This window comes from Streptomyces sp. CNS606 (assembly GCF_000426325.1).
The window spans coordinates 201,899-222,885 of sequence record NZ_AUFD01000008.1; the positions used below are offsets into that span (position 1 = coordinate 201,899).

Below are 20,987 nucleotides of genomic sequence, written 5' to 3' on the forward strand. Positions count from 1 at the left end.
GGGGTGGTTGCCGCGCGTCCTACACCCGCAGGACGGAGAGCTCTTCGTAGGACGGTGGAGAAGGCGGTGGTGCCGGGCCGCCACGGCCCGGCACCACCCGTGCGGCGCCGTGTTCACGGGCCGGGGGCGCGCCTGGGCCGGCGACGGGCGTGGAGGCCGCCTCGTGGCGGATGGATGCCGGTGCCTCGGCCTGCTGTTCGGCAGCGTTCGCGCAGCCGGACGAAGAGGCGGTGGCATCGGTGGAGGGACCGTCGGCCGCTTGAAGCTGCGCATGCCGCTGAGCGGCAGCGGTCGAAGGGGCGGCAGGATGGTCCGAGGCCGCGGTGGCGGAGGTTTGCGTGCAGGCGAGACCGCCGACGGCGATCAGCAGCGCCATGGCGGCACGCAGAGCGAAGCCATTGGCCGCGCTTGTCCGGCGCCTGGTGGCTCTCATGCCCGCCTCCTTCCTGCGGCGGCAAGCCTAGCCGACAGGCGGTGCCGGTTTCGTGGGGGCGCCGGGTTGCCGCAAACTCGCGGCTGCGTCACGAGGCCAGCACCGAGGGCGCGAGCAGCGCGGTGGTGGCGACGGCTGCGGCGACGGCGAGGACGACGTAGGCGAAGGCACGGCGTATGGTCGCCGCCGGGAGCCGGGGCGCGATGCGGGCGGCCAGCAGCGAGACGATCACGGACGATGCGGCGAAGAGCACCAGGACGGTGTAGTCGATGCCGCCCACGGCGCTCGCGTGCGCGCTGAGTCCGGCGACGGAGTTGATGAACACCACGGCGAGGGAGGTGGCGACGGCCTGCTGGGCGCCCAGCCCGAGCAGGAGGCTGAGGGCGGGAACGATCACGAAACCGCCGCCGACGCCGAACAGACCGGTCAGCAGCCCGACGCCGGCGCCGGCGAGAATCGACTTGGGCAGGCAGCTACGCCAGTTGATGCCGCCCTCGCGGGTGCGGCAGGCGCCGCCGGCCTCGTCGCTGCCACGGAGCATGCGCACCGCGACGACCACCATGAGGGCGGCGAAAGCGAGGAAGAGCCAACGCTCGGGGATCAGGCGTCCCAGCGCGGCGCCGGCGAAGGCGGCCGGGATGCCGGCGGCGCCGAAGACGCCGGCGATGCGCCATTGGACCGCGTGCCGGCGTTCCCGGGGGAGGACGCCGCCGAGAGAGGAGACGGCCACCACCGCGAGGGAGGCGGGGATGGCGGCGTGGAGCGGTTGCCCGACGCCGTAGACCAGGGCCGGCACCGCGAGGATGGATCCTCCGGCACCCAGGAGGCCGAGCGCGAGTCCGATGACGGCGCCGAAGAGCACGGCCAGAATGCTGATCACCTCATGTGCTTAGGGCGCCCCGCGGATCGTCAGGGGCGGACACCACTGGTAGCGACGTGCCGGGGCGGGGTCGGTGACGGGGCGGCGAGCGCCCCGGTCACCGACCCGGTGATGGCCGGCTCAGTCAGGCGCCGGTCAGGGGTACTCCGGCGCCTTCGGCGGTGTCGAAGTGGTCGTCGATGATGACCGCGCGGCGGCCTGCCTGTTCCAGGACGGAGGCGGCGGCGGTGGCGCGATAGCCGCTGCCGCAGTGCACCCACACGGCGCCGGCGGGGATCTCGCCCAGGCGGTCCTTGAGCTCGTACAGCGGGATGTGCACCGCGCCCTCGACGTGCGCGGCCGTGAACTCGTTGTTGGTCCGCACGTCCAGGACCACGTCCGCGGCCGGCAGGCCGCCGGTGCGGCCCTGCAGCGCGGCGGCCAGGTCGGCGAAGCCGGCCGTGTCGGCGTCCTGCAACTGGGCGGTGTCGGCGGCGAGCTCGGCGGGCCGGCCAGTGGCGGCGCCGGCGAGGTCGTCGATGCCGATGCGTGCCAGTTCCCGCTGTGCTGCGGCGACCTGCTCACTGCTCTCGCCGACCAGGGTCACCGGGGCGCCCCAGTCGATCATCCAGCCGAGCCAGGTGGCCATGGGGCCGTCGAGGCCGAGGCTGACGATGCCGGCGAGGTGGGAGGCGGCGTATGCCTTGCGGTTGCGCAGGTCGATCACCCACTCGCCGCTCTCCAGGTGCTGCGCCAGCTCCTGCGGTGTGGTGGTCGCCGGGGCGCGCAGGTCCAGCGGCTCGGGCCCTTCGGCGTTCTTCACGCCCATGTGCGCGTAGTAGGCGGGGTAGGCGTCCAGGCCGGACAGTGTCTGCTCGACGAACTCCTCCTCCGCCAGCGTGAGCGCGGGGTTGATGCGGCGCTGTTCGCCGATGTCGGCGGTGTCGCCGGCCGCCTGGGTGGCCGAGCAGAAGCTGCCGAAGCCGTGGGTGGGCCACACCTGTGCGCCGTCGGGCAGCAGGTCGGCCAGCTTGCGGGCGGAGGCGTGCTGGTGGCGGGCCAGTTCGTGGCTGTGCTCGGTGCCCAGGAGGTCGGTGCGGCCGGTGGTGCCCAGCAGCAGCGAGCCGCCGGTGAACACGCCGACCGGACCGGCGTCGCCCTCCAGCGCGTAGGACAGGTGGTGGAAGGTGTGCCCCGGGGTGGCGAGCACCCGGACGCGCATCCGGCCGGAGAGTTCCAGCACCTCGCCGTCGCGCAGCGGCCGGTGTGGGAACGGTGCCTGGTCCGCTGCGGCCACGCCGTACTCGGCGCCGGTCAGGCGGGCCAATTCCAGCCCGCCGGAGACGTAGTCGTTGTGCACGTGCGTCTCCAGCACGGCCGCAATGCGCACGCCGAGCCGCCCGGCCTCGGCGATCACCCGGTCCACGTCCCGCTGAGGGTCGACCACCACGGCCACCTCGCCGTCGGCCGCGAGATAGCTGCGGTCACCGAGTGACGACGTCGCCACCGTTGACACCGACAGCCCGCCCGGGAGCGTCTCCTCGGCCTGCTTGTTCGCCGTGTCCGTCACTGCTTCGCTCCTTCGACTTCGCGGCCGGACTCGATCCACGCCGACGTACCGCCGGCGACCGAGACGGCCGTCACTCCTGATTGCTCCAGCGCGCGCGCAGCTTCGAGGCTGCGACGGCCGGACTGGCACACCACGTGCACACCGTCCGATCCCGCGCTCGCGGGCGCGGCCAGCAACTCCTCCAGCGGCACATTCACCGCCCCGGGTACATGGCCCTGCGCGTACTCCTGCGGCGAGCGCACATCGAGTACCCGCACCCCGCGCTCCCGCGCGGCGGCCGGCTCCTCCACGGTCACCTCGCGCACCGTGCTGTTCATCACCGAACTCCTTACCCGAGGGGGTATTTTTCGGGTTGTCGCAGGGTGGCCCCGCAAACCCGGCAGTCGGCGGCTCCCGTCGCCGGTGTCCACCATCTTCCACAATACCCAGGGGGGTATTTATTCCGTTGCAGGGGTCCGCCGGTGGCGGGGCGGGGTCTCGGCACGGGAGTGGTGGGGTCCGCTTCTCGCGCCCAGGTCGTGGGGTGTCCGGGTGGAAGGCGTCACGGCCCAGGAATGGGCCGCTGCGGCGCCCGGCTTCCGCTAACGGTCCAGGGTGCTCAGGGTGTCGCGGAGGTCGCACTGGCGTGTGCGGTTGTGGGGCAGCTTGGCCAGCACGGCGGCCATGCCGCACGTGTCGGTCGCGGCGGAGAAGACCAGACCGGCCGCGATGCCCGCGGACAGCAGCTGGAAGGCCGGGTGCACCAGAAGGCCGAGGAGGAGTCCGGTCAGGACGAGTGTGCCGGCGGTGAGGCGGACCTGGCGTTCCATGCCCCAGGTGGTACGGGCTCCTTCGGGGTGGTGGACCTCGCCTCCGTACTGGGTCCACGCCCGCGTGCCGCCAGTGAGCGTGGTGGCGCTTACGCCGTGTTCTGCGAGCGTGGCGGATGCCTGACTGGAGCGCGCGCCGGAAGCGCACACGACCAGCAGCTCACCGCGGGCGGCCGCGTTCTGCAGCGTCGGCAGAGCGACCGACAGCTGATCGAGGGGCACATTGTGTGCTCCCGGAAGGTGGCCCGAGGCATACTCCCCCGGCGTACGGACGTCGATGATGGTGTAGCCCTCCAGGCGTGAGGCCGCCTGTGTGGGGTGGACCGCGGTGGGGGCGGGCATCGTTGGGTGTCCTCTCGATGTTGACGGATGAGCTTTCCCCCGAGAGTACAATACCCATGGGGGTATTCAAGAGGAGGCATTGTGGAACTGGACATGGCCGCTGACGAGCTGAAGGCGGCGCTGAACCGGCTGCGGCGCGCTCAAGGGCAGCTCGCCGGAGTCATCAAAATGATCGAGGACGGGCGCGACTGCGAGGACGTCGTCACCCAGCTCGCCGCCGTCTCCCGCGCCCTGGACCGAGCCGGCTTCGCGATCATCGCCACCGGGCTGCAGCACTGCCTGACCGAACAGGGCGAGCAGCAGCCCGGCGACCGGGACCGGCTACGCGCCCGTCTGGAAAAGCTGTTCCTGTCCCTGGCGTGAGAAGCCCGTCACCCTCTCTCGGTCTGCGAGGGTCCGCTGGGCGTGCGCCGGTAGCCACGCCTGTTCGCGACGGCTTCCCGGATCCGGGCACGTTCTTCGTCGGTGAGGTCGTCCAGGTCCTGGTGGAGTCGCTGGATCAGGTGCCGGACGCGGGCCTGGCGCGAACGGGCGCGCCGACGAGCATGCCGAGGGCGAAGGCCGAGGTGAGCGTGCCTGCGGTCCCGACGGTGACGCCGAGATCCGCGGCGATGTCCGGCAGGAGGCCGGCGAGCATGAACTCCGGGGTGAGGAGAGGGAGCGAGAGGGCTCATCTCGTCACCGCGGCCCGCCCCGGTCGCCGTCGGCTTGATAGGCAAGTCGCTACTTGCCTATTGTGGGCGCATGGCGGAGGATGTCTTCAAGGCGCTGGCCGATCCCACACGTCGGCGCATCCTCGACGAGCTGGCGGAACGGGACGGCCAGACGCTGTTCGAGATCTGCACGCGGCTGGTGACCAAGTACGGCCTGGGGCTGTCACGCCAGGCCGTGAGCCAGCACCTGGCCGTGCTCGAATCCGCCGGCCTGGTCCGGACGCGGCGCCAGGGCCGCTACAAGTTCCACGACCTCAACACCGAACCCCTGGAGCACATCGTGACGCGATGGCTCCGGCCCGACGCACCGGAGAACACCCCATGAGGATCCATGTGTCCAGCGTCTTCGTCGACGACCAGGAGGCGGCGCTGCGCTTCTACACCGAGGTGCTGGGCTTCGTGAAGAAGCACGACGTACCGCTCGGTGAGGCGCGCTGGCTGACAGTGGTCTCGCCCGAGGACCCCGACGGCACCGAGCTGCTGCTGGAGCCTTCCGGGCACCCCGCCGTGCAGCCGTACAAGACCGCGCTCGTCCAGGACGGCATCCCGGCCACCTCCTTCGCCGTGGACGACGTACCGGCGGAAGCCGGCCGACTGCGCGAACTCGGCGTGCAGTTCACCCAGGAACCCCTGGAGATGGGGCCCGTCACCACCGCGGTCTTCGACGACACCTGCGGCAACCTGATCCAGATCGTGCACAGCAAGTAGTCGTCGGTCCGCGCCGTGGAGGGCGGACGGAGGCGGAGCGGGAGTACCGTGCGGGGGAGAGCGACCCGTCGGGGCGGTGCCTACGCGAGCCGCACCGGCGCCGGTGTCCTGCTCGACGCTCGCGTACAGCCCAGCACGGAAGGAAGTCCGACATGGCGGAATCCGACAGCGGCGGTCCGGTGAGAAGCGACGCCTCCGGGAAGGTCACGCTCACCAAGAGTGCCCCCAAGGTCTCACTCGACAAGCCCCGTTCCGGCGGCGAACTCACCGTGAACCTCAACTGGAACGCCCGTGGCGCCGAGGGTACGGCAGGCGGGACGGGCAAGCGGGGCCTCATGGCCAAGCTGCAGACGGCGTTGCAGCCGAAGCCGGGGATCGACCTCGACCTCGGTTGTCTGTGGGAGTTCACCGACGGCTCCAAGGGCGCGGTCCAGGCAGTCGGCAACGCCTTCGAGGCCCGGGACTCCTCCGGTCGGACCGTGCTCCAGTTGGACGGCGACGACCGTTCCGGTGCCGCGGCGGGCGGTGAGAACCTGCGTATCGACCTGGGCCGGATCGACTCCCTCAAGCGGGTGCTGGTCTTCGCCATGATCTACGAGGGTGTGCCGAACTGGGAGGCCGCGCGGGCGGTCGTGACGCTGGTCGCCCCGGCTCAGGCGCCGATCGAGGTCCTGCTCGACGAGGCCGACCCCAACGCCCGGATCTGTGGCGTCGCGCTGATCGAGAACACCGCTCAGGGCCTTTCCGTGCGGCGCGAGGTCCGCTACGTCAAGGGTTCTCAGCGCGTGCTGGACCAGGCGTACGGCTGGGGGCTGAGCTGGGCTCCCGGGCGGAAGGACTAGCACCAGGGGCGCGGAGACGGCGAGGAACCCGTCCGCGTCCGGACGGCGCGCCGCGCTTCATGACGGAGCCGAAGAACCGGTGGGTCAGCCCCAGCCGAGTTCGCCCGTGGGGGTGGCGTGCGGCTGGTCGAACGGGGGCGGGTCCGGCATGCGGCCGGTCGTGAGCACGTCGGCGAACGTCTCCAGGCACGCGCCGAGGGAAGGCCAGGCGGCGGCCTCGTCGAACGTGCCCGGGCCGTCGTGCGGCACCAGGCCCATGCGTCCCCGGCCGGGGCCGGGGCGCATGTCGAGGCATTCCAGGTCGCCCTGGAAGTGCGTGACCGGCACCCACAGGCGATGCCAGTGGCGCTGCCCCGCGACGACGCCCCACGGCTCCTCGCCCTCGTCCTCCTCGGTGGAGACCTCGTTCCACAGTTCCCACTGCTCCACCACACCCTCGGCCGACAGCAGGTCCGCGCGGAACGGCAGGACGCCCGAGCCCGGTTCGCTGCCGTCGTGGCAGGCGAGCGAGGCGGCGAGGTCGGCGGGCAGCGCCATGCCGAGCGCCCGCTCGGCGGCGGCGAGCGCGGCCGGTGCCGCGCCGGGGCGGAGCTGCGCCAGCGCGGCCGGCGCGTTGGCCCCGAGCCACGCGTCGATGCGCGCCCAGGACTCGGCCACCGGGGCGGTCGGTGGCGTCACCCTGTCTGCGAGGCGAGGAGGAGGAAGGAGCGCCACGTGGTGGGGGAGAGCGCGAGCTGCGGGCCGTGGGGGTCCTTGGAGTCCCGTACGTGCACGGTGGTGGCGCACGTCGCCACCTCGACGCAGTCGCCGTCGCCGCTACTGCTGTGGCTGGATTTGTGCCATGACAGGGCCACTTCGACGCAGGCGTCCCCCGAATCGCCGCTGTAGCTGGTCTTGAACCAAGCCGGTCCGGTAGTCATCGCGCGCCTCGCATCCGCCGCAACAGGCCCACGGAATCTTCGAGTGGCAAGGCCTGTGATCGCATCCTGGCATACCGCTTCTGCAAGACGCTCACCTCTTTCACGTCGGAGAAGAACAATCCGCCGCGTTGCCCTTCGTTGTAGGCGAACCACCGGCCCTCGGGAACCTCGAGCATCTGCATCGGGCCAGCCATGCCCGCGTGGCTGCCCCTCGTCAACGGCATGATCTGAATCTCCACGTTCCGGAGTTCGGAGAGAGCGATCACATGATCGATGAGCTGGTCTGTGAGCGTCGAGCCTCCCGTTCGGCGCAGGAAGAGGTGCTCTTCCAGGATGAAGCTGAAGGATGTGTGAGGGCGTTCCATGAGGAGCCGTTGCCTTTCGAGGCGAGCCGCCAGGTGCGACTCGATGTCCTCGTCGCTCAGCGGGGGAAGCCGGTGCTCGAACAGCCGCCGCGCGTACGCCTCGGTCTGGAGGAGGCCGGGGATCAGGCGGCACTCGTAGGTGTAGAGGCTGATGGCTTCCGCCTCCAGGCGCGCCCACTGGCGGAACCAGCTCGCCAGGCCGGGCTGGCGGGAGAGGTGCTGCGCGGCCTTGCGGAGCACGCCCGTGTTGCCCAGCGCTTCTTCCGCCTGCTCGACGAACGAGGCGTCCGGCATGCGGCGGCCCTGTTCGACGGAGGCCACGGTATGGCGTGAGTACCGCACCAGGCGGGCGAACTCGTCGCGGGTCAGGCCCGCGTGCTCGCGGAGCGCCTGGACGACCGCGCCGAATGTGCGGAGGCTGTCGGAAGCCTCCGGTTCGCCGCCCGCGTTGTCCTTGCCGTTCCTGCTCTCGCCCATTCCGGCCACCCTCCCGCAGTACCCGCCCGCCTGACGGATCATCACACTGCCTAACGCGTACCGCAGTCGTTGGTGCGCGTACGCTCCCGGCGCGTACGCGCACGCCGTGGGGCGGCCGACCGGGCGTGCAGGCGCCCGTGGGATGCTCTGCGCATGGCCGTCTTCCGCGACTTCAACTTCAAGCTGCTGGTCGTCGAGCAGCTCATGTACCGGCGGGAACTGCTCACGCCGCAGTTCCGGATCGCCGACCGCATGCGGGAGCGCGGCGTCACGGACGTGCAGGGCTGGGCGTTCGACAACGACCTTGCGTTCACGGTGCTGGACGAGCCGCGGGAGTACTTCGCGGAGCTGGAGATCCCGGACGACCTGCTGGCGAAGGTCGAGGAGCTGAGCGTCGACGGTGGGCTGGAGGTCTACCAGGAGTGCGCGCCCGTCTGGGACGGAGAGGACGACCTGTTCGACGTCCGCTCACTGGACGACCTGGACCTGCTGCCGAACCTCCGGCGCGTCGAGGGCGTGGAGGACTGCGCGATCGTGTCGGTGCCGGACGCCGTCGAACTCCTCGCGGCGCGGGGGATCGAGGCCGACTGAGGGGGCGCGCGTACGTGGCGGCGCGGTGCTGCGTACGACGGCCCGCAGTACGCGGGCCCAGAGTGGAGAACCGGCGTCCGTGCAGGTCAGGGTGGGTCCATGCGATCGACCTCCGCCCCCGAGGGCACCGGCGCGGTGCGCCTGTTCACGCAGCGGTTCAGCTCCACACGGCTCGGCGCGCGCCTCGCGCGGCACCTGGCGCTGCATCAGCTGGAGCGCTGGGACCACCCGCACGGCACCGCCGTGTCCGACGCCGCTGCGCTGCTCGTGGCGGAGCTGGCCGCGAACGCCGTCACGCACGGCCGCGTTCCCGGGCGGGACTTCGAGCTGCGGCTCCTGCTGGCCTGCGGCACGCTGCGCGTCGAGGTGACCGACGCGCGTGACGAGCGACGGCCGCCGCCACCGGGCCACCTTCCCGAGCCGAAGCCGCACGCCGAGCGGGGGCGCGGCCTGTACCTCGTCGAGGCGCTGGCCGACCGGTGGGAGGTGCTGGACCGGGTGCCGGTCGGCAAGACGGTCGCCGCCGAGCTGGACCTGCCACGCTGAGCCGGCCGCGCCCCGCCGCACGGCGGGGCGCGGCCGGGCTCACTCCTCCCGGGCGCGTGCGGCGGCCTGCTTGCGGTCGTAGTAGACCCCGAAGATCAGTCCCGCGAAACCCATGGCGATGCCGGCCAGCGCGCCCTTCGCCGCGATGCTGTTCAGCGGCGTGGTGAGCAGCACTGCGACGGTCATCGCGACCAGCAGCACCCCCACGGCGATCTGCATCGGGACCTTCCACCGCTGCATGCGGGTCACCTCTCCGTTCTGCCGGAACCGCTCGTTCCGTTCGGTGTGCCGTACTGCATGGTGAGCCACCGCCCCGCACGTCGACACCGGTCCCGACGGCTTCCAGAACTTCCGCCAGCAGGTGCGCCGCATCGCGGATGAGCGCTCCGCGAGTGGGTAGACGCCGGTGTCGCCAGGTCGTGACCGGCCCAGGCGGTGATGAGCCTGCGGGCCCCCGGCGGATCAGGCGATGCCGCTCTCAGCTCTGGACGGGGGAGATCGGTGTGCTCTGCTCCAGGCGGATCCCCGGGGTTGCGGTGAAGTCCTCGGCCTTCTCCAGTCGCATGCGGCTTCTCCACCTGTGCGGCGGTGGGTGCTGGCAGGTCCGCGCGGGCTCCAGCAGAGCATCGCGCTCATCGGCGTCCGGGCCGGTCTCCTCGTCGTGCCGAATGGTGCGCAGGGGCAGCTCCGTCCGCGCGACGACCTCGGCGATCTGCAGGTGCCCGGTCTTCACGCCCGTGTTCCCCGGCCCTTCCACCGGACGGCGGGCCGCGTCCCCTACCCCCTCCAGTTCCGGCTCCCACGTGGGAGTAGAGTTGCCGGTGAGGGTGGCCCGGCCGCCCCGCTGCTGCCGTTTCCGGGGCCGCTGATGCCCCCGGCGAAGATCCGACTCTTGCAGGAGAGAGAGCGTGCGCGAGCCCATGACGCCGATCGCCGCCGCCTGCCCGCCGTGACCTTTCGCCTTCCCGCGTGAGCCGCAGGGTGCCCGTGGGCGCCGCTGCCTCGCCTCTGTCCTCGACTGCTTCCGGCCCCGTTCCGCGGGCTGTCCGCGGGGTGCCGTCCGGGCACCCGCGAGTCCTTCCCGCACGCCCCGCTCTGCCGTAAGGGGTGTGCCCGACCACGACAGGTACGCGTCCCCTTGTCTTCTGCTGCTGTGACCCCCGCCGCGCGGCTGCGCGGCCTCAAGCCGGACTGGCTGAACCATCCGAAGGTCTGGCGCACCGAGGTCCTTGCGGGCCTGGTCGTCGCCCTCGCCCTGATCCCCGAGGCGATCTCGTTCTCCATCATCGCAGGCGTGGACCCTGCGGTCGGCCTGTTCGCTTCGTTCACCATGGCCGTGGTCATCTCGGTCGTCGGCGGCCGACGCGCGATGATCTCCGCCGCGACCGGCGCCATCGCCCTCGTCATCGCCCCGCTCAACCGTGAGCACGGCCTGGGCTACCTGATCGCCGCCGTCATCCTGGCCGGCGTCTTCCAGGTCACCCTGGGCGCGGTCGGCGTGGCGAAGCTGATGCGGTTCATTCCCCGCTCGGTCATGGTCGGCTTCGTCAACGCCCTGGCGATCCTGATCTTCATGGCCCAGGTCCCGGAGATGCGGGACGTCCCGTGGGCGGTGTACCCGCTGATGATCGGCGGGCTGGCCCTGATGGTGTTCTTCCCGAAGATCACCACCGTGATCCCCGCCCCGCTGGTCGCCATCGTCATCCTGACCGTCATCACCGTCGCGGCCGGGATCGCCGTGCCGACCGTCGGGGACAAGGGTGGACTGCCGTCCTCCCTGCCCGTGCCGGGCCTGCCGGACGTGCCTTTCACCCTCGACACCCTCACGACGATCGCCCCCTACGCGTTCGCCATGGCGCTCGTCGGCCTGATGGAGTCGCTGATGACCGCCAAGCTCGTCGACGACATCACCGACACCCGATCCGGCAAGACGCGCGAGTCCATCGGCCAGGGCATCGCCAACATCGTCACCGGCTTCTTCGGCGGAATGGGCGGCTGCGCCATGATCGGCCAGACGATGATCAACGTGAAGGTCTCCGGCGCCCGCACCCGCCTCTCCACCTTCCTCGCCGGCGCCTTCCTGATGGTGCTGTGCATCGCGTTCGGCCCCGTCGTCTCCGACATCCCCATGGCCGCACTCGTCGCCGTCATGATCATGGTTTCGTTCGCGACCTTCGACTGGCACTCCGTCGCGCCCAAGACGCTCAAGCGGATGCCCGCGGGCGAGATCGGCGTCATGGCCGTCACCGTGGTCGCCGTGGTGGCCACCCACAACCTCGCCATCGGCGTCGTCGTCGGCTCCCTCACCGCCATGGTCGTCTTCGCCAAGCGAGTCGCCCACCTCACCGAGGTCACCGCGGTGACCGATCCCGACGGCACCACGGTCGTCTACCGGGTCACCGGCGAGCTGTTCTTCGCCTCCTCCAACGACCTCGTCGGCCACTTCGACTACGCCGGCGATCCGAAGAAGGTCGTCATCGACCTGTCGTCCGCCCACGTCTGGGACGCGTCCTCCGTCGCCGCCCTGGACGCCATCGAGACCAAGTACAGGCAGCGGGGCAAGACCGTGGAGATCACCGGGCTGAACGACCCCAGTGCTCACCTCCACGGCAAGCTCTCCGGCGAACTCGCCGACAGCCACTGACCCCCGCCGCAGTGCCGGCGCTCGCTGCCCGGGTCGGCGCCGTCGCCCGGTGCGCACCTGCGCTGCTGCGGACGGGTTCGGTGCTCTCCGAGATCATCGAGAATCCCGTCGGTCAGCCGACGCGGCGGGCCAGGGCGCACCCGGGCCAGGAACCGGAGGTGAAACGGCCGGTCGGCGTGAAGCCGTTGCGCTCGTAGAACGCGACCAGGGCGCCCCCGCCGCCCGCCCAGCAGTCGACCCGCAGCAGCCCGACGCCCGCCCGCCTGGTCTCCTCGGCGGCGTGGGCGAGCAGCGCCGCGCCGATACCCGAACCGGCGTACCGGCGGTCGGAGACCAGCAGCCGTACGTACCGCTCGGGCTCCCCGGCCGGCGCGATCGGCAGTTGCGGGCTGGGGCCGCCGTCCAGGATCAGCACACCGGCCGGCGTCCCGCCGAGCTCGGCGACGTACGGCGTGTTCTCCGTGAGGTACCGCTCGACCCGGGCCGGCCCGTCCGAGCGCTGCGAGTACGGGGTCGTGCCCCACTGCCCGGTGTTGCCGCGCGCGTTCATCCAGGCCACGGCGGCGTCCAGCATGCCCAGTACGGCGCCCGCGTCGGCCGCGTTCCCCGGCCTGAGGCTCAGCCCCCGTGCGTCGTCGTCCACGGCCGGAAGCCTAGTCGGCGGCAGCGGCCAGGCGACGCCGCAGCTCCTCCTCCGGGACGTCCTCCAGGTGGGTGAGGAAGACCCACATGTGGCCCTGGGGGTCCTTGAGGATGACGGTGCGGTCGCCGTGGAACATGTCCGTCGGGGGCTGGAGGATCTCGGCGCCGGCGGCCTCGGCACGCTCCGCCAGGTCGTCGACGTCCGGTACGAAGACGTGCAGCGTGACGGAGGTTCCTCCGCCCAGGGCGGTGGGGGAGGCGAAGCGGGCGGCCTCCGCCTCGTCCACGCTGGCGTCGCCCAGCATCAGCGCCGACCGTCCGACGGTGATCTCGGCGTGCAGGATCCCGCCGCCCGGGGCGTCGATCCGGAAGTCCTCGCGGGCGCCGAACGCCCGCCGGTAGAAGTCGATCGCGGCGGCGGCGTCGTCGACCATGATGTGCGGGACCACGGCGTAGTGGTACTGCTCGGGAATCTCGACGGCGGTGGTGTGCTCGGGCATGGCGAAGCTCCCTCTCCGGGCGCCGCAGGTCGGTCCCGGCGGCTCTGGGACGAACGTAGAAGTTCACCTTTGGTTCAGGTCAAGCGCCGGTGTCGGGCGGGTGCACGCAACGGCGCGCAAGGTCTTCCGCAAGTTTCAGCAAGCTGTTACGTTCCTTCCCGTCCGGTCCGGTCGGCCGGGGCCCGTCGCATCGGGCCCACGCGCCCGGCCGGCCGGGCCGGTTCACACCGGCAGCTTCAACCGCCTTGCGGGCAGCGGCGCGTGGCCCGGCGGGGCGGCACACCCATCCTCCCCAGGGCCTCCGGCCCCGGGAGGGACCCCCAGCCCACCCCCAAGGAGGCATTGTGGCCAGGAGAAGGACCACGGGGGCCGCACTCGCGTCGGTCGCGACCGTCGCGGGACTGCTGACCGTCGCGCCCACCCCCACCGCAGAGGCCGCCCCGCCCGGAGGCAAGGACGTCACCGCCGTCCTCTTCGAGTGGGACTTCGACTCCATCGCCCGCGAGTGCACGAACACCCTCGGCCCGGCCGGCTACGGGTACGTGCAGGTCTCGCCGCCGCAGGAGCACATCCAGGGCGGCCAGTGGTGGACGTCGTACCAGCCGGTCAGCTACGAGATCGCCGGACGGCTCGGCAACCGTCAGCAGTTCCAGAACATGGTGAACGCCTGCCACGGCGCGGGCGTCAAGGTCGTCGTGGACGCCGTGATCAACCACATGACCGCCGGCTCCGGCACGGGCACCGGCGGCTCGCCGTACACGCACTACGACTACCCCGGCACGTACTCCGGCGCGGACATGGACGACTGCCGGGACGACATCAGCAACTACGGCGACCGGTACCAGGTGCAGCACTGCGAACTGCTCGGCCTCGCGGACCTGGACACCGGCGAGGGCTACGTGCGCGGCCGGATCGCCGGCTACCTGAACGACCTGCTGTCGCTCGGCGTGGACGGCTTCCGCGTCGACGCCGCCAAGCACATCCCGGCCGGCGACCTGGCGAACATCAAGAGCCGGCTCAGCGACTCCGGGGTGTACCTCAAGCAGGAGGTCATCCGGGCGGCCGGCGAGCCGGTCACGCCCGAGGAGTACCTGGGCGTCGGCGACGTGCAGGAGTTCCAGTACGGCCGGGACCTCAAGCGGGTCTTCGAGAACGAGAAGCTGGCCTACCTCAACAACTTCGGCGAGGGCTGGGGCTACCTGGACAGCGGCAGGGCGGGGGTGTTCGTCGACAACCACGACACCGAGCGCAACGGCGAGACGCTCAACTACAAGAGCGGCGCGAACTACACCCTCGCCAACGTGTTCATGCTGGCCTGGCCGTACGGCTCCCCGGACGTCAACTCCGGCTACGAGTGGTCGAACAAGGACGCCGGACCGCCCAACGGCGGCCGGGTGGACGCCTGCTGGCAGGGAGGCTGGAAGTGCCAGCACGCCTGGCCGGAGATCGAGTCGATGGTCGCCTTCCGCAACACCACCCGCGGTGAGCCGGTCACCGGCTGGTGGGACAACGGCAACGACCACATCGCCTTCGGACGCGGCGGCAAGGGCTACGTCGTGATCAACCACGAGGGCTCCTCCGCCACCCGCACCTACGACAGCGCGCTGCCCGGCGGCACGTACTGCGACGTGCAGAGCGGCACCACCGTGAACGTGGACGGGGAGGGCCGGTTCAGCGCCACACTCGCCGCGAACACGGCGCTCGCCCTGCACACCGGCGCCCGCTCCTGCTGACCGCCGCACTCCCGCTCCGATCGCTCTGAGGCGGGACCGCACCACCCGGGCCGCCCGGCACACTCCGAACCCCGCTGCCGGGCGGCCCGTTCCCGCCACTCACCCTCACCCTCCTCCACCCTCACTTTCCTCCACCGCCCCTGAAGGAGAGCCACCGTGCTCGGTTCCTCCGCGCGCAGAGGGGTGGCCGCGGGCATAGCGGCCGCCGTTCTGACCACGCTCGTCACCGCCGCCGCGCCCGCGGCTGCGAAGAAGGCGCCGCCACCGCCGTCCGACAAGAAACTCGCCGCCGAGGCGACGCGGCACGACCTCACCCGCGAGCAGTTCTACTTCGTGCTGCCCGACCGCTTCGCCAACGGCGACACCGGCAACGACGAGGGCGGCCTGGCCGGCGGACGCCTCCGGACCGGCTTCGACCCGACCGACAAGGGCTTCTACCAGGGCGGTGACCTCCAGGGCATCATCGACCGGCTCGACTACATCGAGGACCTCGGCACCACGGCCATCTGGATGGCGCCGATCTTCAAGAACAAGCCGGTGCAGGGCGAGGGCGAGAACGCCAGCGCCGGATACCACGGCTACTGGATCACCGACTTCACGCAGGTCGATCCGCACTTCGGCACCAACGCACAGCTCGAGACGCTGATCGAAGCGGCCCACGACAAGGGCATGAAGGTCTTCTTCGACGTCATCACCAACCACACCGCCGACGTCGTCGGCTACGAGCCGGCGTCCTACGACTACCTGTCCAAGGGCGCCTTCCCCTACCTGACGAAGGACGGCAAGCCGTTCGACGACGCCGACCACGCGGGCGGGAAGCGCTTCCCGAAGGTGGACGCCGGGTCCTTCCCCCGTACGCCCGTCGTGCCGGAGGCGGAGCGGGACGTCAAGGTGCCGTCGTGGCTCAACGACCCGGCGATGTACCACAACCGCGGCGACTCGACCTTCGCCGGCGAGTCCAGCGAGCAGGGCGACTTCGCCGGGCTCGACGACCTGTGGACCGAACGGCCCGAGGTCGTGCGGGGCATGGAGCGGATCTACCAGCGCTGGGTCCGCGACTTCGACATCGACGGCTTCCGCATCGACACCGTCAAGCACGTGAACCGGGAGTTCTGGTCGCAGTGGGCCACCGCCCTGGACCGGTACGCCGCGAAGAAGGGGCGTGACGACTTCTTCATGTTCGGCGAGGTCTACTCCTCCGACGTGAAGACCACCGCGCCGTACGTGACGCAGGGCCGGCTGGACTCCACCCTCGACTTCCCCTTCCAGGACGCCGCCCGCGGCTTCGCCTCCCAGGGCGGCTCCGCGCAGAAGCTGGCCGAGGTGTTCGCGCAGGACTACCGCTACACCACCGGCAAGGCCAACGCCTACGAACAGGTCACCTTCCTCGGCAACCACGACATGGGCCGCATCGGCGCCTTCGTCCGCCAGGACAACCCGGACGCGGACGAGGCCGAACTGCTGCGCCGCGACACCTTCGCCCACGAGCTGATGTTCCTCAGCCGCGGCAACCCGGTGCTCTACTACGGCGACGAGCAGGGCTTCACCGGAGCCGGCGGCGACAAGGACGCCCGCCAGACCCTCTTCGCCTCGAAGACCCCCGACTACCTCGACGACGACCAGCTCGGCACCGACCGCACCCACGCCGAGGACGCCTACGACACCCGCCACCCGCTGTACCGCGCCGTCGCCCGGCTCTCGAAGCTCACCACGCGGCACCCGGCGCTGCGCGACGGCGTGCAGGTCGAACGGCACGCGGCCGACGGCCCCGGCGTCTACGCCTTCTCCCGCTTCCCCGCCGAGCAGGACGCACCGGCCCGCGAGTACCTGGTAGCCGTCAACAACGCCGAGGAGAAGCGGACCGTCACCCTCGACACCGCCTCGCCCGGCACCCGCTTCCGCACCCTCCACGGCGAGGGCAAGCCCGTCACCAGCGCGGCCGACGGCGAGGTGAAGGTCACCGTGCCCCCGCTGTCCGCCCTGGTGCTGCGCGCCGCGCAACCGGTGCCGGAGCCGGAGGACGGGCCGTCCGTCACCCTCACCGCCCCCGAGGCCGGCGCCACCGGCACCGTCGAGCTGAGCGCCGCCGTGGACGGCGGCCCCCTCACCCGCGTCGTCTTCGCCGCCCAGACCGGCGACGGGACGTGGCGCACCCTCGGCACCGCCGACCACGCGCCGTACCGCGTCACCCAGCACGTCGGCGACGACGTCGCCGCAGGAACGCCGTTGCGCTACAAAGCCGTCGCCGTGGACCGGCAGGGCCGCCTCGCCTCCGACACGGCCGGCAGCACCGCCGGGCAGCCGCCCGCCGAACAGCCGCCGTCCGCCCTGGAACGCGACTGGGCCGTCGTCCACTACCAGCGGCCCGACGGCGACTACGACGGCTGGCAGCTCACCGCGGGGGAGCGCACCGCGCCCTTCACCGGACGGGACGCCTACGGCGCGTTCGCCTGGGTCCCCGTCGCGGACGGCGAGAGCGCCGTCGACTTCCGCATCGAGAAGGACGGCACGGCCGACGGCGGGGAGCGCAGCATCGACCTGGGCCGCACCGGCGAGGTGTGGGTGCGGCAGGGCGGCGACGAGACGCTGCCCGAGGCGCCCGACGGCGCGTACCCGCCGCAGGACGAGAGCACCGCCGTGGTCCACTACCACCGCCCCGACGGCGACTACGACGGCTGGGGCCTGCACACCTGGACCGGTGCCGCCGACCCCACCGACTGGGCCGAGCCGCTGCAGCCCACCGGCCGCGACGCGTTCGGCGTCACCTTCGAGGTGCCGCTCGCCGAGGGGGCGGGAACACTGAGCTACATCCTGCACAAGGGCGACCAGAAGGATCAGGCCGCCGACCAGTCACTCGACTTCGCCACCCACGGCCGCGTCGCGTGGAAGCTCAGCGGCAAGGACGGCTACCTGCTCCCCGCCGGCGGCAGCGCACCCGACCTCGACCTCACCAAGGCCGAGGCGCAGTGGATCGACCGCGACACCGTCGCCTGGAGGGTCGAGGCCACCGGCGCCACCGGCGAGCAGCTCGTCTTCGACCCGAAGGGCCGCATCGGGATCGAGGACGGCGCCCTGTCCCGCGAGGGCCGGTGGATCCGGCTCACTCCGGTCGAGGGCGGGCTGACCGAGGAGCAGCGCGCGCAGTACCCGCACCTGAAGGACTACGCCGCCTTCCGTGTCGACCCGCGCGACCGCGACCGGGTGCGCGAGGCGACCCGCAGCCAGCTCGTCGCCACCCAACGGGCGAAGAACGGTGCCCTGCTGGCCGCCACCGGCGTTCAGCTCCCCGGCGTGCTGGACGACCTGTACGGTGCCCGGGCCGAGGACGCCGAGCTGGGCCCGGTCTTCGACGGCCGGGGACGCCCCACGCTGTCGGTGTGGGCCCCCACCGCGCGCACGGTCTCCCTGGAACTGGACGGCCGCACGGTGCGGATGCGACGCGACGACGCCACCGGCGTGTGGAGCGTGCGCGGCGACCGGAACTGGGAGGGCAAGCCCTACCGGTACGTCGTGGAGGTGTGGGCGCCGACGGTGCAGAAGCTCGTCACCAACGAGGTCACCGACCCGTACGCGACGGCGCTGACGACCGACTCGAAGCGGAGCCTGGTCGTGGACCTGTCGGACCGGAAGCTGAAGCCGGAGGGCTGGGGGCAGCTGGACAAGCCGCAGGCCACGCCGCTGCGCGACGCGCAGATCCAGGAACTGCACGTCCGCGACTTCTCCGTCGCCGACGACACCAACCGCCACCCGGGGAAGTACCTCGCCTTCACCGACGAGGACTCCGACGGCATGCGGCACCTGCGGAAGCTGGCGAAGGCCGGCACTTCCTACGTGCACCTGCTGCCCACCTACGACCTCGCCTCCACGCCCGAGCGGCGCGGCGACCAGAAGGAACCCGACTGCGACCTGGCCGCGCTGCCCGCCGACTCGGCGAAGCAGCAGGAATGCGTCGGCGCGGTGCGCGGCGAGGACGCGTACAACTGGGGCTACGACCCGCTGCACTACACCGTGCCCGAGGGGTCGTACGCCACCCGGACGGACGGGCCGCAGCGCACCCGCGAGTACCGGCGCATGGTGCAGGGACTCAACGACGCGGGCCTGCGGGTCGTGCAGGACGTGGTCTACAACCACACCTACGCCGCCGGGCAGGACGGGAAGTCGGTGCTCGACCGCATCGTTCCCGGCTACTACCAGCGGCTGCTGGCCGACGGCGCCGTGGCCACGTCCACCTGCTGCGCCAACACCGCGCCCGAGCACACCATGATGGGCAAGCTCGTCGTCGACTCCGTCGTCACCTGGGCGAAGGAGTACAAGATCGACGGCTTCCGCTTCGACCTGATGGGCCACCACCCGAAGGCGAACATGGTCGCGGTGCGCGAGGCGCTGGACGAGCTGACGCCGGCGAAGGACGGCGTCGACGGGTCGTCGATCATCCTCTACGGCGAGGGCTGGAACTTCGGCGAGGTCGCGGACGACGCCCGGTTCACGCAGGCCACGCAGAAGCACATGGCCGGCACCGGCATCGCCACCTTCTCCGACCGGGCACGGGACGCGGTGCGCGGCGGCGGCCCGTTCGACGAGGACCCCGGCGTGCAGGGCTTCGCCTCCGGCCTCCACACCGACCCCAACGACTCGGAGAACAACGGCACCCGGGAGGAGCAGAAGCAGCGCCTGCTGCACTACCAGGACCTGATCAAGGTCGGGCTCACCGGCAACCTCGCGGACTACGCCTTCACCGACTCGGGCGGGAAGCGGGTCACCGGAGCCGAGGTCGACTACAACGGTTCGCCCGCCGGGTACGCCGACGCCCCCGGCGACGCGCTCGCCTACGCGGACGCGCACGACAACGAGAGCCTGTACGACGCGCTCGCCTACAAGCTGCCGAAGGACACGACGGCCGGGGAACGGGCCCGCATGCAGGTCCTCGCGATGGCGACCGCGGCGCTCTCGCAGGGACCGGCGCTGAGCCAGGCCGGGACCGACCTGCTGCGCTCCAAGTCGCTGGACCGCAACTCCTACGACTCCGGCGACTGGTTCAACGCCATCCACTGGGACTGCCGCGACGGCAACGGTTTCGGCCGCGGGCTGCCCCCGGCGTGGGACAACGAGGACAAGTGGCCGTACGCGAAGCCGCTGCTCACCCGGGACGCGCTGACGCCGGGGTGCGAGGAGATCCGCGGGGCGTCGGGCGCGTACCGCGACCTGCTGCGCATCCGCGCCGGTGAGGACGCCTTCTCGCTGGGGACGGCCGCGCAGGTGCAGGAGCGCGTCTCCTTCCCGCTGTCCGGGACGGACCGGCAGATCGCCGGGGTGATCGCGATGGAGGTCGGCGACCTGGTCGTCGTCCTCAACGCGACGCCCGAGCGCCGGCGGGTCGCCGACGACGGCTGGCGGGACGGCGGCTTCGCCCTGCACCCCGCCCAGGCCCGCGGCTCGGACGAGGTCGTGAAGTCGGCGGAGTTCGACGCCGGGACGGGCACGTTCGAGGTGCCGGGACGTACGGTCGCGGTGTTCGCCGCCCGCTGACGGGCCGCGTCCGGTGTCCTTCCTCGCCGGGGCGGCTCCCGCTGGAGCAGCCCCGGCGAGGCATGAGCGGAGAGGTGAGTGGAGTGGCCGTGAAGTACGTCCTGCTCGACGTCGACGGCACGTTGATCGACGCCGTGGACAACCAGCGGCGCGTTTGGCGCACCTGGTCGCGGCGGCACGGGCTGGACGTCGACGAGGTCTACCGGGTGGCGCTGCGGACGAGGCCGCTGGAGACCTTCGCGGAGGTCGCTCCGGGCCGTGATCCGCAGCAGTGCCTGGCCCTGCTGCACGAGCTGGAGGACGAGGACGTCCGGGCCGGGACGTACACCGCCTTCGACGGCGCCGCGGAACTCCTGGACGGCCTCCGCCCCGGGACCTGGGCCGTGGTGACCTCGAACTACGCGCACCGGGTCCGCGGGCGCTTCGCGCGGACCGGCCTGCCGGTGCCGGAGGTCCTCGTGGACGCGGCCGCCGTCGAGGAGGGCAAGCCGTCGCCCGTGCCGTACCTGCGGGCGGCCGCGCTCCTCGGGGCCGCTCCGGAGGACTGCCTCGTGATCGAGGACGCCCCGTCGGGCGTGCGGTCCGGGCTGGACGCCGGGATGACGGTGTGGGGTGTCAACACCGCGGCGGCGGTGGACGGCGTGCACCGCCACTTCGCCACCCTGCGCGCAGCGGTCCGCGAGATCCTCGCCGTCGCCTCCGGCCGGGACGCCCCGGACGTGTCGAACGCCTCGGACGGGCCGGACGGGTCTTAGCGCCGTCCTCGG

General features: G+C 71.7%; 21 protein-coding genes and 2 pseudogenes. 10 read left to right on the forward strand and 13 right to left on the reverse strand.

What is annotated here, in order from left to right:
* Positions 1–19 precede the first annotated feature (19 nt).
* The 5 genes from K304_RS33250 to K304_RS0106030 all read right to left on the reverse strand — a co-directional run bounded on the left by K304_RS33250 (position 20) and on the right by K304_RS0106030 (position 4,013).
* Positions 20–433: a hypothetical protein gene (locus K304_RS33250; RefSeq protein WP_158687304.1), complete on the reverse strand. Its 414-nt coding sequence runs from the start codon at positions 431–433 to the stop codon at positions 20–22.
* 88 nt (positions 434–521) lie between these two features.
* On the reverse strand, positions 522–1,313 hold the full coding sequence (locus K304_RS0106015; protein ID WP_199779564.1) for a sulfite exporter TauE/SafE family protein: 792 nt from the start codon (positions 1,311–1,313) through the stop codon (positions 522–524).
* A 124-nt stretch (positions 1,314–1,437) separates the two neighbouring features.
* Entirely contained in the window at positions 1,438–2,862 is a 1,425-nt protein-coding gene (locus tag K304_RS0106020) for an MBL fold metallo-hydrolase (protein ID WP_027763011.1), read from the reverse strand.
* Entirely contained in the window at positions 2,859–3,179 is a 321-nt protein-coding gene (locus tag K304_RS0106025; RefSeq protein ID WP_078528621.1) for a rhodanese-like domain-containing protein, read from the reverse strand. The genes K304_RS0106020 and K304_RS0106025 overlap by 4 nt, the downstream gene beginning before the upstream one ends.
* Positions 3,180–3,443: 264 nt before the next feature.
* Positions 3,444–4,013: a rhodanese-like domain-containing protein gene (locus K304_RS0106030; protein ID WP_027763013.1), complete on the reverse strand. Its 570-nt coding sequence runs from the start codon at positions 4,011–4,013 to the stop codon at positions 3,444–3,446.
* An 81-nt stretch (positions 4,014–4,094) separates the two neighbouring features.
* Here K304_RS0106030 and K304_RS0106035 point away from each other — a divergent pair, with 81 nt between their 5' ends.
* Positions 4,095–4,376: a metal-sensitive transcriptional regulator gene (locus tag K304_RS0106035; RefSeq protein WP_023531571.1), complete on the forward strand. Its 282-nt coding sequence runs from the start codon at positions 4,095–4,097 to the stop codon at positions 4,374–4,376.
* Positions 4,377–4,533: 157 nt separating this feature from the next.
* On the opposite strand, the pseudogene K304_RS32735 reads toward K304_RS0106035, so the two are convergent.
* Positions 4,534–4,650 (reverse strand): annotated as a pseudogene (locus K304_RS32735) (Cmx/CmrA family chloramphenicol efflux MFS transporter); the annotation flags it as partial.
* A 107-nt stretch (positions 4,651–4,757) separates the two neighbouring features.
* Here K304_RS32735 and K304_RS0106045 point away from each other — a divergent pair.
* The 3 genes from K304_RS0106045 to K304_RS0106055 all read left to right on the forward strand — a co-directional run bounded on the left by K304_RS0106045 (position 4,758) and on the right by K304_RS0106055 (position 6,276).
* Positions 4,758–5,051, forward strand: a complete 294-nt coding sequence (locus K304_RS0106045) for an ArsR/SmtB family transcription factor (RefSeq protein WP_027763014.1) — start codon at positions 4,758–4,760, stop codon at positions 5,049–5,051.
* On the forward strand, positions 5,048–5,434 hold the full coding sequence (locus K304_RS0106050; RefSeq protein ID WP_027763015.1) for a VOC family protein: 387 nt from the start codon (positions 5,048–5,050) through the stop codon (positions 5,432–5,434). Before K304_RS0106045 ends, K304_RS0106050 begins: the two co-directional genes overlap by 4 nt.
* Positions 5,435–5,586: 152 nt before the next feature.
* Positions 5,587–6,276 (forward strand): hypothetical protein, encoded by a 690-nt coding sequence (locus K304_RS0106055; protein WP_027763016.1) that lies wholly within the window; start codon positions 5,587–5,589, stop codon positions 6,274–6,276.
* A gap of 84 nt (positions 6,277–6,360) precedes the next feature.
* Here the strand turns inward: K304_RS0106055 and K304_RS27545 are convergent, their stop codons facing one another.
* The 3 genes from K304_RS27545 to K304_RS0106070 are packed head-to-tail and all read right to left on the reverse strand — an operon-like array spanning position 6,361 to position 8,038.
* Positions 6,361–6,954: an SMI1/KNR4 family protein gene (locus K304_RS27545; protein WP_158687305.1), complete on the reverse strand. Its 594-nt coding sequence runs from the start codon at positions 6,952–6,954 to the stop codon at positions 6,361–6,363.
* A complete protein-coding gene (locus K304_RS0106065) occupies positions 6,951–7,196 on the reverse strand; it encodes a DUF397 domain-containing protein (protein ID WP_027763017.1) in 246 nt (81 codons plus the stop codon). The genes K304_RS27545 and K304_RS0106065 overlap by 4 nt, the downstream gene beginning before the upstream one ends.
* The gene (locus K304_RS0106070) at positions 7,193–8,038 is read right to left on the reverse strand and encodes a Scr1 family TA system antitoxin-like transcriptional regulator (protein ID WP_027763018.1); all 846 of its coding nucleotides are present in this window, start codon (positions 8,036–8,038) and stop codon (positions 7,193–7,195) included. The genes K304_RS0106065 and K304_RS0106070 overlap by 4 nt, the downstream gene beginning before the upstream one ends.
* Before the next feature lie 153 nt (positions 8,039–8,191).
* On the opposite strand from K304_RS0106070, the gene K304_RS0106075 reads away from it, so the two are divergent.
* Both K304_RS0106075 and K304_RS0106080 read left to right on the forward strand, forming a co-directional pair.
* Positions 8,192–8,629, forward strand: a complete 438-nt coding sequence (locus K304_RS0106075; RefSeq protein ID WP_027763019.1) for a DUF6892 domain-containing protein — start codon at positions 8,192–8,194, stop codon at positions 8,627–8,629.
* Between the two features lie 99 nt (positions 8,630–8,728).
* Positions 8,729–9,175 (forward strand): ATP-binding protein, encoded by a 447-nt coding sequence (locus K304_RS0106080; RefSeq protein WP_027763020.1) that lies wholly within the window; start codon positions 8,729–8,731, stop codon positions 9,173–9,175.
* Positions 9,176–9,214: 39 nt separating this feature from the next.
* Here the strand turns inward: K304_RS0106080 and K304_RS33255 are convergent, their stop codons facing one another.
* Together K304_RS33255 and K304_RS33890 are read right to left on the reverse strand one after the other, a co-directional pair.
* Positions 9,215–9,415 (reverse strand): hypothetical protein, encoded by a 201-nt coding sequence (locus K304_RS33255; protein WP_158687306.1) that lies wholly within the window; start codon positions 9,413–9,415, stop codon positions 9,215–9,217.
* Positions 9,416–9,821: 406 nt separating this feature from the next.
* Positions 9,822–9,908: pseudogene (locus K304_RS33890) on the reverse strand (MerR family transcriptional regulator); the annotation flags it as partial.
* 420 nt (positions 9,909–10,328) lie between these two features.
* Between K304_RS33890 and K304_RS0106095 the strand changes: the two are divergent.
* A complete protein-coding gene (locus K304_RS0106095) occupies positions 10,329–11,819 on the forward strand; it encodes a SulP family inorganic anion transporter (protein ID WP_486591587.1) in 1,491 nt (496 codons plus the stop codon).
* A gap of 112 nt (positions 11,820–11,931) precedes the next feature.
* Here the strand turns inward: K304_RS0106095 and K304_RS0106100 are convergent, their stop codons facing one another.
* Complete coding sequence (locus tag K304_RS0106100; protein WP_486591596.1) at positions 11,932–12,393, reverse strand: GNAT family N-acetyltransferase; 462 nt, start codon at positions 12,391–12,393, stop codon at positions 11,932–11,934.
* A gap of 79 nt (positions 12,394–12,472) precedes the next feature.
* Positions 12,473–12,961, reverse strand: a complete 489-nt coding sequence (locus tag K304_RS0106105) for a VOC family protein (RefSeq protein ID WP_027763025.1) — start codon at positions 12,959–12,961, stop codon at positions 12,473–12,475.
* 341 nt (positions 12,962–13,302) lie between these two features.
* Between K304_RS0106105 and K304_RS0106110 the strand changes: the two genes are divergently transcribed.
* The 3 genes from K304_RS0106110 to K304_RS0106120 all read left to right on the forward strand — a co-directional run bounded on the left by K304_RS0106110 (position 13,303) and on the right by K304_RS0106120 (position 20,975).
* The gene (locus K304_RS0106110) at positions 13,303–14,694 is read left to right on the forward strand and encodes an alpha-amylase (RefSeq protein ID WP_199779570.1); all 1,392 of its coding nucleotides are present in this window, start codon (positions 13,303–13,305) and stop codon (positions 14,692–14,694) included.
* A 156-nt stretch (positions 14,695–14,850) separates the two neighbouring features.
* A complete protein-coding gene (pulA, locus tag K304_RS0106115; RefSeq protein WP_027763027.1) occupies positions 14,851–20,220 on the forward strand; it encodes a pullulanase-type alpha-1,6-glucosidase in 5,370 nt (1,789 codons plus the stop codon).
* Positions 20,221–20,282: 62 nt separating this feature from the next.
* On the forward strand, positions 20,283–20,975 hold the full coding sequence (locus K304_RS0106120; RefSeq protein WP_027763028.1) for an HAD-IA family hydrolase: 693 nt from the start codon (positions 20,283–20,285) through the stop codon (positions 20,973–20,975).
* Positions 20,976–20,987 lie beyond the last annotated feature (12 nt).